General features: G+C 62.5%; 10 protein-coding genes. 1 reads left to right on the forward strand and 9 read right to left on the reverse strand.

From position 1 onward, the window contains the following. Positions 1–16 precede the first annotated feature (16 nt). The 6 genes from wecB to FO488_RS17470 all read right to left on the reverse strand — a co-directional run bounded on the left by wecB (position 17) and on the right by FO488_RS17470 (position 6,371). On the reverse strand, positions 17–1,093 hold the full coding sequence (wecB, locus tag FO488_RS17445) for a non-hydrolyzing UDP-N-acetylglucosamine 2-epimerase (RefSeq protein ID WP_149211728.1): 1,077 nt from the start codon (positions 1,091–1,093) through the stop codon (positions 17–19). Positions 1,094–1,111: 18 nt separating this feature from the next. After that, positions 1,112–2,032: a sugar nucleotide-binding protein gene (locus FO488_RS17450; RefSeq protein ID WP_149211729.1), complete on the reverse strand. Its 921-nt coding sequence runs from the start codon at positions 2,030–2,032 to the stop codon at positions 1,112–1,114. A gap of 14 nt (positions 2,033–2,046) precedes the next feature. Continuing rightward, entirely contained in the window at positions 2,047–2,487 is a 441-nt protein-coding gene (locus FO488_RS17455) for a dTDP-4-dehydrorhamnose 3,5-epimerase family protein (RefSeq protein ID WP_149211730.1), read from the reverse strand. 33 nt (positions 2,488–2,520) lie between these two features. Then, positions 2,521–3,462 (reverse strand): NAD(P)-dependent oxidoreductase, encoded by a 942-nt coding sequence (locus FO488_RS17460; RefSeq protein WP_149211731.1) that lies wholly within the window; start codon positions 3,460–3,462, stop codon positions 2,521–2,523. 69 nt (positions 3,463–3,531) lie between these two features. Next, the gene (locus tag FO488_RS17465; protein ID WP_149211732.1) at positions 3,532–4,926 is read right to left on the reverse strand and encodes a sigma-54 dependent transcriptional regulator; all 1,395 of its coding nucleotides are present in this window, start codon (positions 4,924–4,926) and stop codon (positions 3,532–3,534) included. Then, entirely contained in the window at positions 4,926–6,371 is a 1,446-nt protein-coding gene (locus FO488_RS17470) for an ATP-binding protein (protein ID WP_149211733.1), read from the reverse strand. The genes FO488_RS17465 and FO488_RS17470 overlap by 1 nt, the downstream gene beginning before the upstream one ends. Before the next feature lie 128 nt (positions 6,372–6,499). Between FO488_RS17470 and FO488_RS17475 the strand changes: the two genes are divergently transcribed. Continuing rightward, complete coding sequence (locus FO488_RS17475; RefSeq protein WP_240732037.1) at positions 6,500–7,771, forward strand: BamA/TamA family outer membrane protein; 1,272 nt, start codon at positions 6,500–6,502, stop codon at positions 7,769–7,771. Between the two features lie 37 nt (positions 7,772–7,808). Here the strand turns inward: FO488_RS17475 and FO488_RS17480 are convergent, their stop codons facing one another. The 3 genes from FO488_RS17480 to FO488_RS17490 form a co-directional block, all read right to left on the reverse strand. Next, positions 7,809–9,557: an ABC transporter ATP-binding protein gene (locus FO488_RS17480; protein WP_149211735.1), complete on the reverse strand. Its 1,749-nt coding sequence runs from the start codon at positions 9,555–9,557 to the stop codon at positions 7,809–7,811. A 219-nt stretch (positions 9,558–9,776) separates the two neighbouring features. After that, a complete protein-coding gene (locus FO488_RS17485; RefSeq protein ID WP_149211736.1) occupies positions 9,777–10,205 on the reverse strand; it encodes a hypothetical protein in 429 nt (142 codons plus the stop codon). A gap of 183 nt (positions 10,206–10,388) precedes the next feature. Then, the gene (locus FO488_RS17490; RefSeq protein ID WP_168206089.1) at positions 10,389–12,008 is read right to left on the reverse strand and encodes a methyl-accepting chemotaxis protein; all 1,620 of its coding nucleotides are present in this window, start codon (positions 12,006–12,008) and stop codon (positions 10,389–10,391) included. Positions 12,009–12,124: the final 116 nt, after the last annotated feature.

Below are 12,124 nucleotides of genomic sequence, written 5' to 3' on the forward strand. Positions count from 1 at the left end.
CATCAAACTGTCATGATTAGCGGTATCCAAGCACGATCTTCGTCACCACTTCACTTACCTGTTCGGCACGATACTCCTTCGGGGCCTCCCAGTCGCACGCGGCGGAAAGCACGGTTTTGACACAGGTCATCACCGATTCCACCTCCGCCCCGCTCAGCATGTTGCTGCCGCACTCCAATGTTTCGGGGCGCTCGGTGACGTCGCGGATGGTCACGTTGGGCACGCCGAAGATGGCGCACTCCTCCTGGACCGTGCCGCTGTCGCTCAAGACGCAGAAGGCATTCCTCTCCAGCGTGATGAACTCGAAGAAACCGAAGGGGGGCATGAAGCGGAGCAGGGGGTTGGCGGTGTCCATGCCGAACTGCTCCATGCGCGCCCTGGTCCGGGGGTGGGTGCTGATGATGAAAGGCAGCCCGTATTCCTTCTGCAACCGGGCAAACGTCGTGGTCAGGCTTTCGATGCGTTCCTTGATATCAACATTCTCGGCCCGGTGCATGGTGACAAGGAAGTATTTGCCCGCTGCCACGCCCAACTCTTCCAGTATGCGGGATTGGGCTATCTGGGGCTGGTAGTGGTTGATGACCTCGTTGATCGGGTTGCCGGTGACGTAGATGCGTTCGCCGGGAATCCCCTCCCGCAGCAGGTTCTGGCGACTGCGCTCGGTGTACGGCAACAGGATGTCGCTGGAATGGTCGATGATGCGGCGGTTGACCTCTTCCGGCACCCGGTCGTCGTAGCAGCGGTTGCCCGCTTCCATATGGTAGACCGGTATCCCCATGCGCTTGGCGGCGATGGCCCCCAGGCTGCTGTTGGTATCCCCCAGCACCAGGAACCGGTCCGGCTTTTCCCGGTCGAAGACGCGCTCCATGCCGGCGACGATGGTTCCCAACTGCTCGCCGAAGCTTCCCTTGGCGCCCAGGTAGTGGTCGGGCGCACGCACCCCCAACTGCTGGAAGAAGATGTCGTTCAGGTTGACGTCGTAGTTCTGGCCGGTATGGACCACCACATGGTCGCAGAGTTGGTCGAGCTTGGCCACGATGCGGCTCAGGCGGATGATCTCGGGCCGGGTGCCCAGAATGGTAAGGATTTTCATGCGGCCCTCTCGGTGGTTTTAGTCGAGCTTGGCAAGGCGGAAGTCGAAACGCCCCATCTCGGCGATCATGTCCGGGACCGTGGGCGGCGCGGCATAACCGGCCGCCCGCCAGATCTGCCGGTTCAGCTCCGGATCGGCGGTCTGGAGGGTGCGGTCGATAACCGTGCCGGCTTCCACGTGGTTCACGGTGATGTCGGTGCGGCCGTACGCCTGGGCGAAGCATCCCAGCATGTCGGCCTTGGTGATGGTCGCCGTGGGTACGAGATGGAGCTTTTGCGGCAGTTCCAGCCCGGCCTTGATGATGCCGGCGCATGCCTTGCCATAGTGCAGGGTCGTAACGCCGTTCCACAGATGGTTGGTAAAGCCATTGACCGTGGCACCCGGCGCCTGCCCCAGGAACCAGTCCAGGAGGGAGACGTGGGCCTTGGGCTCGGGGCCGATGATGGAACAGCGGATGTGGGCCACATTGGCGGCCGCCACCTCGCCCAGGCTCTTGCTCTTGCCGTACACGTCCAGGGCGTCGTGGGGGGCCGCCTCGCCATAGTTACCGTCGCGCCCCGAATAGACGCAGTCCGTGGCGATCTGGAGCACGCGGACGCCCCGTTCGGCGGCGGCCCGGGCCAGGATATGGGGGAACAGGGCGTTGATCCTGACGGCCCGCTCGGTCTGGGCCGGGTTGTCGTCCTTGATGTAGGGTTTGATGATGCCGATGGCGTTGATGACGGCGTCGAACGGACCGCTGGCGAGCAGGTGCCGGATGTCGCCGCTTTCGGCGTCGAAACGGGCCCACGTGCATGCGGGAATAGCGGCGGCGCATGCCTGCACAAGTTCGTCGCTGCGCACGGTTGCGGTAATCCGGAGATCGGGGTCGCGGGAGAGGACATCGGTGATCATGCCGCCGAGCATGCCGGAAGCGCCAAGGATGAGAACCTGTTTCATGATTAATTGCCTTCCTATCGTTCCATGATGTGCCACGGGTCCCAGAAGCGGGCGTCGAAACGGATGTCGTCCCCCCGGCTTTCCTCGACCGTGGAGGTGGAGAAGAACAGCAACTGGGCATCGGCGCTGAGCGACATGAAGCCGTTGGCATAGCCGGCCGGAATATACAGTACGGACGGCTTGGCCGCGCTCAGGACAAAGCGCTCCACGGGAAGCCCGGGCGAGGGATTGTCCCAGTCATCCACCTTCACGGCGCAGACGAGTGCGCTTCCCTGGCTGACGTACACGTATTTTGCCTCCCGGCGGTGGCCGTGCCAGGCGCGGATGAACCCCTGGCGGTGGTTGGCTACCGCGTAAAACCGCTTCACCCCTTCGAAGCCGAAACCATTCACAAAGGAGACCGAGCCGCGGTCGTCCACCGCCAGCCCCCCGTCCAACAGCTTTACAGAATCCATGGGCACCACTCCTTTTATCGGCAAACCGTAAAATTACAGCAGATGCGTCTTGTATGTCTCAAGGAACACCTGGTTGGTGAAGCGCGGGTTGTTGACATCCTTGATGCGGTTGTTGATTACCAGGTCCTTGACCTCCTCGATGCCGTCGTCTATGGAATACTGGGGCTTGAAGCCGAAGGTGGCGATGGCCTTGTCGCTTTTGACGCGATAGTTGCGGGCATCCTGGAAGCTCATCTCGGTCTGTTCGATGACCAGGTCCGGGAAATGGTTGCGCACCTGGTACGCCAGGTCGATGATGCGCACATTCTGGCGATGCAGGTTGTAGATCCCGGTGTGGGAGGTACCGATGTTGTCCACCACCGCCCGGGCGGCATCCTTGACGTGCAGAAGGGGGCGGAACTGGTCGCCGCCGAAAACCCGGATGACGCCGGTGGTATGGGCCTTGACCACCAGGATGTTCACCACCAGGTCGAGCCGGATGCGGGAGAAGATGTCGCCGACCCCGTAGATCGTGCCGAGGCGGAAGATGATGGCGTTCTTCCCTTCGAGGGCCTTTTCCGCCGCCAGCTTCGTGGAGGCGTAGACCGAGAGGGGGTTGGTGGGGGATTGCTCGTCGAGTTCCTTGTCCTGGGCGCCGTACACCGAGCAGGTGGACATGAAGACGATGCGCCCGTGAAAATTGTCGGCCAGCCACTTCACGGAGTAATAGTTGATCTCTTCCGCCACATCGGGATTCAGGGCACAGGCCCCGTCGCCCACCAGCGCCGCCAGCCAGACGACCGTATCGGCCCACTTCAGGAGCGGCAGGAGCGCTTCACGGCTGCGCAGGTCGCCGTACACGAAGGGAACCGGCTTGCGGTAGCTCTCCTCGTACAGCAGGGTATCGTAGACCTTGATGTCGTGCCCGCTGTCCATGAGCTGGTCCGTTATGGCCCCTCCGATATAACCGGCACCGCCGACAATGAGAATTTTCATTGCTATCTCTCTCCTTCTCAGTCTTGGTTTTCAAAAAATTGACCCTAAGCAATATATATCGGTCGGACGTCACGAAAGCTTGAATCGCTTCTCCGGCCGTTCGATCCCGAATTTGTCCAGGCGGTACTGGAGGGTTTTGTAGCTCATGCCCAACAGGGGGGCCGCCTTGCCGATCACCCAATCGGCCCGTTCCATGGCCTTGATGATGAGCCCCTTCTCCAACTCCTCGAAGGCGATCCCCTCCGGCGGCAGGTCAAAGGGGATGCCGCCGCCCAGGGCGGACGTGGCGGTGACCTCGGCCGGCAGGTCTTCCGGTTCGATGTAGTTGCTCTCCGCCATCAGGACGGAACGCTCGATGACCGATTCCAACTGGCGCACGTTGCCGGGCCAGGTGTAATTCATGAGCAGTTTGAATGCCGGCCGGGAAATGCCCTCCACTGCTATGCCGGAGGCCTGGCTGTATTTTTTCACGAAATATTCCGCCAAAGTTTTGACATCGCTTCCCCGCTCCCGCAGGGGGGGGAGGTTGATGCGGATCACATTGAGCCGGTAGAAAAGATCCTCACGGAAGTTCCCCCGCTTGATCTCCTGCTCCAGTTCCTTGTTGGTGGCGGAAAGGATGCGCACGTCCAGCGGAAGATTGACCTTGCCCCCCACCCGGCGGATCTCCTTTTCCTGGATGGCCCGCAGCAGCTTGGCCTGCATGGCCACGTTCATCTCGCCGATCTCGTCCAGGAACACCGTGCCGCCGTTGGCCGCCTCGAAGATGCCGATCTCGCGGGCATTGGCGCCCGTAAAGCTCCCCTTTTCGTGGCCGAAAAGTTCGCTTTCCATCAGGGAATCGGGGATGGCCGCGCAGTTGATGGCCATGAACGGCTTGTCCCGGCGCTGGCTGCCGTCGTGGATGGCCCGGGCGACCAACTCCTTGCCGGTGCCCGATTCACCCACGATCAGCACCGTGGAGCTGGTTGCGGCGATCTTGTTCACGACGCGGAACACCTCCCGCATCTTGGGATGTTCGCCCAGGATGTTGGGGATGGTCTGGATCTGCTCGACCCGCTTCAAGAGGACCCGGTTTTCCCGGACCAGCCCGATGCGCTCGAAGGCCCGGCGCAGGGTGAGGATCAGGTTGTCCCGTTCCAGCGGTTTTTCCAGGTAGTCGAAGGCCCCCTTCTTCATGGCCTCGACCGCGGAGTCCACCGTGCCGTGGGCAGTCATGAGAATGACGCACTGCTGGGGATCCGTGGCCTGGACCGCCTCCAAAAGGTCAAGGCCGCTCTGCCCCTGCATCTTCAGGTCGGTCATGATCAGGTCGAACTCCCGCCGCCCCAACTGTTCCAGGGCCTCGCGCACCCCGGGCACGTCGGCGACGTCGTAGCCCTCTTTCTTCAGGATCACGGTAAGGATATCCCGCTGGCCCTTTTCATCATCGACGATCAGTATACTTCCCTGTGTGGCAGCCACTACACGGCCCCCTCTTCTCTGGAATGATCCGGCTCCGCCGGTTGCAGCGGCAGCGACACGGTAAATGTCGTTCCCTCGCCGGACCGGCTTTCCACCAGAATTTCGCCGCCATGTTCCTTGATGATCCGCTCGGTTATGGCCAGGCCCAGCCCGATACCCGCCTCTTTGGTGGTAAAATAGGGCTGGAATATCTTGGCCAGGTCTTCCTCGCCGATGCCCTTCCCCTGGTCGGCAAAGGTCAGCCGCACCCGACCCGCCCCTTCGTCCCTGGCGGCCCCCAGCGTGATGACGCCGCCGTCGTTCATGGCCTGGGCGGCGTTGGTGACAAAGTTGATGATGCAGTTGCGCAGCAGTTCCTGATCGACCCACAAAAGCGGCAGGTCCGGGTCGAGGTGCTGTTCCAGCACGATGCGCTGCTCCGACAGCCGTTCGTGCAAGAGCGGCAAGGTCTTCGCCAGGATATCCCCGTAGGAGACCAGCACCCGCCGCAGCTTGAGCGGCCGCCCGTAATTCATGAAATTGAGCACCATGTAGTTGGCCCGGCGCACCTCTTCCTTGATCTTGTCGGCCAGGCTCTCCAACTCCTCCCGGCGCTCGCCGCACAGAGGGAGCATGTCGGCCCTCAGGTGATCGATGGCAAGGCTGATGTAGTTCAGCGGATTACGAATCTCATGGGCAATGCCGGACGCCAGCTGGCCGACGCGGGAGAGGTGCTCGGCCTCATAAAGCCGCTTTTCCAACGCCTCCCGTTCGCGCAGCTTCTCCACCATGGTGTTGAAGCCGGTGGCCAGGTCGCCGATCTCGTCCTTGCTGTCGGCGTGGATGGTCACCGACAGGTCGCCCGACGAAACCCGCTTGAAGACATCGACCAGGCGATGGATCGGGTCCGTATAGCGGCGCGCCAGGAAGATGGTCAGGGCGATGCCGACGACGAACACCATGGTGGTGGCAAACAGGCGGCGGATGAAGTTGGCGTGCTGGATGTCGCGGATCTTGTCCAGGAGCATGTTGATCTGCACATAGCCGAGTTGTTCGTCCCCCACGATGACCGGGACCACCACCTCGTACGGCCTCTGGGAGAGGAGGGAGCCGCCGACGGGGCGCTGGACCGCCCGGATCCCCTTTTCCAGTTTCTTCACTTCGCGCTTCTTGCCGATCTTCTCGGGGTCGGAGGAATCGATGATCTCACCTTCATTGCTGATGATGTTGATTTCATTGATCCCCTTGTCGCGGGCATTGTGGAGATAATCCGTCAGGCGGGAGGTTTCCGCTTCGGAGGTGAGGTCCGCGATACTCATCTGCACCGCCTTGGAGATCTCCTGGGAGCTTTCCTGGATCTCGCGCACCAGATCGTCCTGGGCGGACTGGTTGAGGATGAAGAGGGTCAGCATGGCCAGTACCAGCAGTGTGAGCATGATAATGACGAGTTTGGCGTTGAGCTTCATGGAGACCCTTACACAGCCGGAATAATGAAAAACTATAGCTCAGGGCGGCACCGGAAACAAGAGCTATGAGCTCGTTGCATAATTGCGGCGTTGACACCCTCCTCGGCAGAATGATACATATATCCGTTATGTCAAAAGCGTGCCACACCATAGACAGAAGCCTGATTACGTTTGCCTTTTCCCTGTTCCTTGCCGTGCTGCTCGGCGGTTGCACGAGCTACATTCCACGGGAAAAGGTTCCCGGCGTATTTGCGTCCTATACCAGCACCACCCCGGTCAAGGTGGTCACCATACCGCTGCCGGTAATCGCCTCCAGTCCCAACGAGGGGATAACCGCCGGGGCATTGACCGCCTTTCTGTTTCATAACAAGAGCGACGAGATCAATGCCCTCCTGGCGCCCCAGGTGAACCACAACACGAACTTCGGCGTCACCACGTCCCTCTACGGCGCGTTTTATCCCACGCCCGACCGGAATGCGGAGATCAACCTCTCCCAGGCCACCACCATCAACAACGATTACGAAATCAAGCTGCACGACAAGAGCCTTTTCGACAAGCAGTTGGAACTCAACCTTTTGACCTATGCCTTCAGTGACGGCTCCGCCCGTTTCTTCGGCTTCGAGGCCAAAAGCCCCAAACAGCGGGAGACCAATTACACCGATACGGAAATCGGTTTCAACCTGTCCGCGGGCTACGACATCGGCCGCCATTTCCAACTGGTTCTGGGGGAGCGCTACCGCAAGGTCCGCATCGAGCCGGGGGCGGTCAAGGGCATCCCTTACATCAAAAACCAGTTCGGGAGCGGGCATGTCCCGGGGATAGACGGATTTGCCACCCATTCCCAGCGCATCTCCCTGGTCTACAGTACGCTGGATTCCGCCACCACCCCCACCTTCGGAGGCTTTGCCAAGATAACCTTTGAACCTTCGTTCAGGGCACTCGGCGGTGCGGCCGACTTCCGCCATTACGAGGCTGAAGCCAAGGGCTTCATCCCCTTGGACAACGCCCGCTACGTCAGCGTCTTCCGCCTCATGTACAATCAGACCCTGGGGAAAGGCGTTCCTTTTCTGGAACAGAGTATTCTGGGGGGGGAGACCACCTTGCGGGGGTACGGCAGGAACCGCTTCATCGACAACAGTTTCCTTCTCTGCAACCTGGAGGAGCGGATCAGGCTGTTCCGCTGGGAGATATTCAACGTGACCGCAGATTGGGAGGTTGCCCCCTTCGTCGACCTGGGGGCGGTGATGGAAGCCTTGGACAAGGCCCGCACCAGCAACTTCGAATTCAACCCCGGCATCGGCTTCCGCGCCATTGTCCGGCCGAATATCATCGGCCGGGTCGATCTGGGGGTCGGCCGGGATGGCCCGGCCATCTTCGTCGGCCTGGGCTACCCGTTCTGAGCCGCTCCCCCGCCGTACCCAGACCGGGGGAGCGGGGCTAGAGCAGTTCCTCCTGCAGGCGCTGGCTGCGGAACATCTGCGCATACACCCCTCCCTGCTCCAGCAGGTCGGTAGGCCGCCCCTGCTCGGCGATCGCACCGTCCTTCAGCACAATCACCCGGTCGCAGTCGCGAAAGGCCGACAGGCGGTGGGAAACGATCAGCACGGTCCTGTTACGGTAGAACATCCCCAGTTGCCCCAGGATCTCTTCCTCGTGAGCGGCATCAACGGCCGAAAGGGGGTCGTCCAGCACCAGGATGGGCGGATCCGTCGCCAGTGCCCGGGCAATGGACAGCCGCTGTTTCTGCCCGCCCGACAACATCACCCCCTTTTCCCCCACCAGGGTGTCCAGGCCATCGTGAAAATTGCCCACATCCTCCAGGAACCCGGCCTGCCGCGCCGCATCGGCCACAATGGGCTCCGGGGCTCCCCCTGCCAGGCCGTAGGCGATATTCTCCCGGATGCTGCGGGAGAAAAGAAAGGCCTCCTGGGGTACATAGCCGATCAGGCGGCGCAGGCTGTTCAGGGCAATGTGGTTGATATCCCGGCCGTCGAGAAACAGTTCCCCGTCCCCCACCGGCACCAGCCGCAGCAGAAGCCTGAGCAGCGTGGACTTGCCGCTGCCGACCTCCCCGGTGATCCCCACCTTTTCACCCGGCGCGATATGGAACGAAATCCGCTCCAGCACGGTCTCGGCCCCATAGCGGAAGGACACCTCGCGAAACTCGATCCCCTGGCGCACCTCCTCCAGGGGTTCCGCGCCAGGGGCATCCGCGACCGCGGGTTCGGCTGTCAGGATCACCGCCAGGCGCGCCATGGACGCCGCGCCGCGCTGGGCCAGGGTCAGTATCCACCCCAACATCACCGTCGGCCAGGCCAGCATGGCCAGATAGCCGCTGAAGGCCACGAAATCCCCCAGGGTCATGGCCCCGGCAATGACCAGGCGCCCCCCCAGAAAGACCACCACCAGCGTACCGGCCCCGGTGGCGGCGGCCATCACCGGCAAGATGAGACCGCGCAGCCGGGCCAGGCGCAGGTTGTCGCGCAGATAACAGCCGGATATGGTTTCAAAAAGACCGAGGAAATAATCTTCGCGGCAATAGGACTTGATCAGGCGCACCGCCGAGACGGATTCTTCGGCCATGCTCGACAGGCGGGCCAACTCTTCCTGGGCCGCAAGGGACCGCAGGAACATGCTCTGGCTGATCCGCTTGACCAGCAGCACCATCAGGGGAAAAGGAAGTACGGCCCACAGGGTCAGCCAGGGCTGGATGCGCACCATCAGCGTCACCGCCGCCAGGTACAGAATCAGGGTATTCACGGCGCTCATGACCCCGAATCCGGTCAGCATGCGCACGTTGGTCAGGTCGTTGGAGAATCGGGACAGGATGTCGCCGGTCCTGCTGCGGGAAAAATACTCCAGGTCGAGGAGCATCAGGCGGCGGAAGAGGTCGTCGCGGATGCGGAACTCGATGATGCGGGCCGCATTGAGCATCAGGGTGCGGGAAAAGATACGGGTGACACAGTGGGCCAGGGCCAGGGCAACGATCACCGCGGCACAGGCGGAAGGGGAGAGCGGGGCCGAGGCCGGGCGCTGCAACCCCTCCACGGCCAGCTTCATGAACCAGGGGATCAGCAGGGCAAAGCCGTTGGTCAGCAGGAGAAAGAGCGCCCCGCCGGCGTAGCGGCGGCGGAGCGTTCCAAGGTATGGGACGAGCAGGGCGAGATCTTTAATGCGTGGCCTCATTGGACCGGACCGGGAAACGAACCCGCGCATCCTGCCCGGTTTTGGGTCGTCCGCCTTGTGGGCAGCGCTTTCAGGCGGTCAATGCGTCCCGTTCTCCCCGGTGCCGGGGAGCGGGGCCGAATCCAGCGCCCAGCGGCCGGCCGGCGCCCCTTTTCACCGCCATCCGTTGCATTTTCCTCTCGAAAGGTTTCGTTTGTCAAACGTTAAATGCACGGGGCGCTAGGAAGCCAGGAACTCCTCGAAGGCCCGGTCATGGCAATGGATGTGCTCCAGCCAGGAGAGACGCAGGGCGGCCACTTCCTCGGGCAGCACCTCCAGCCCCTTGCCGAAACGGCAGCTCAGCTCGGCGGCGTTGACCCAGAGGAACTGGTGGTGCAGGCGGTGCCGGGTTGTCTGGGGAAAGCCCACCAGTTCCATGTACTCGTTCTCCGAGCCGATGTGCTCCAGCATGACGTCCAGGAGCCGGTCCAATTCATGGGAGAGGTCCAGGCCCGGTTTCCGGCGCAGCAGTTCGATCATGGCATCCAGGTGGCCGATGATGCTCCGGTAGCGGCTGTCGCAGGCCTGCCTTCGCTCCCTGGCCTGGCGTGAACTGCCCGGCATGCGGGGCGTCCGTTTGTCCGATGGTGCGGCATCCTTTGGGTTCATGGCATTATCCGCCCTGCCCCACGCCAGGGGCCTTCCCGGCATTCGGCACGAAATGGGGCCCCGCGGAGGAAGGAGGGAAAACTCCGCGAGGCCCGTGACGCAGCCGGGGATTCGGCGCCCCCTGCTGCGTGGCCAGACCTGGGGAAAGGGGTACGGGGGAAACGGGCATTTCACACCCCCTGCTCAGGAGACCTTGAACAGGCCGACCAGCGCGCCAAGTTCATCGGACAGACGCGTCAGCTGATCCGCGGCCTGGGAGGTGGTGTGCGTCTCCCGGGCCGTTTCCCGGATGATGTCCGTGATCTTGTGCATATTGTTGCTGATCTCGCGGCTCGTGGAACTCTGCTCTTCGGCCGCCGTGGCGATCTGGTTGACCTGGCCGGTCACCTCGTTGATCTGGTTGAGGATATCCTCAAGCGCCCGGCCGGAGCGGGAGGCTTCCCCGGTGCCCCGCTCCACCTCGCCCACCCCTTCCTCCATGGAGTTGACCGCCTGGCGCGTCTCTCCCTGGATCGCCTTGATCATTTCGCCGATCTCGCGCGTGGCCCGGGTGGTCCGCTCGGCCAGGGCCCTGACCTCATCGGCGACCACGGCGAATCCCCTCCCCTGTTCGCCGGCTCGCGCCGCCTCGATGGCCGCGTTCAGGGCCAGCAGGTTGGTCTGGTCGGCGATGTCCTCGATGGTCCCGACAATAGTGCCGATCTGGTCGGAGCGGGAGCCGAGGCTCTCCACCGTGTGCGCCGTGGCGCGGACCTGTTCGGAGATGCGGGCCATGCCGTCCACCGTGCCCTGGACAATGGCGGCGCCGGACGTGGCCAGTTCGTTGGCGCGCCGGGAGCTCTGCGCGGCGGCGCTGCAATTCGCGGCGATGTCCAGCGAGGTTGCCGCCATCTCTTCGCCCGCAGCCGCTACCGTGGTTGCCTGGGAGGCGACTTCATCCGTGCCCGCGACCATGGTGTGCGATGTGGCGCGCAGTTCCCTGGCGGCATTCGTGACCAGGACCGCCGTAGCCGAAACCCGCCTGATGGCATCGCGCATGCGGGCGGTCATGTTTTCCATGGAGCGCATGAGGTGGGACGTCTCGGAGCCCCCTTCGTCCACCCGGATGGTCACCGTCAGGTCACCCTCGGCGATGCGGTCGGCCACGCCGACGCACTGCTGCAGGGGCGCGATGATGCCGCGGGTGATGAAGAACGCCGTGACGATGCTGAACACCAGAGCGATGATGCCGAAAGTAGCGATGGCTTTGATGGCGATCTCCGAGCTGGCGGCGGCCTCGGCGGTGAGCCGTTCGCTGCTTTGTTCGTAATAGGCCCGCACCGCTTCAAGGGCGCTGTCCACGTTATCGTCAACCGACTTCGCCTCGCCATTCATGATGGCGAGGAAGCCGGCCTTGTCGTCGGCGAGGGCCGCCGCGGCCAGTTTGTTGTTGACCGCCTTGCCGGCAAGGGCCGCCTTGAGATCGCCAAGCTTCTTCTTCCCCTCGGGCGTGGTGGTGTGCTTCATGAGATAGCCGAATTTTTCCCCGTATTTCTGCCGCTGTATCTTCATCTTGTCGATAGAGCGCCGCTTCTCGGCCGGATCGTCGGCCAGGCCGGCAACCTTTATCGCTTCCTCGATCTCCATGCCGTCGATCTGGAGCTTGTAGGCGGTGTCACGGAGCCCGGAGACGCGCTTGATCTCGGCGAACTCCTTCTGTCCTTTCAGGATGCTGCCGATGCCGATGGTCGTGCAGGCGATGAGCAGCACGGACACGACGGCAAAGCCTACCATCAGGCGGGTACCGATTCTGAACTTTTTCATAGTTACTTCCCTTGCACTGGTGGTGGCCGCATCACGGCCAGCCGGCCGTGAAAAATCGGGGGGATTTCTCCCCCCCATTACATGAAGGAGGCTCGTTTGTGAGCCTTGTGAAGCTG

The organism is Geobacter sp. FeAm09, from assembly GCF_008330225.1.
Lineage (GTDB): Bacteria > Desulfobacterota > Desulfuromonadia > Geobacterales > Pseudopelobacteraceae > Oryzomonas.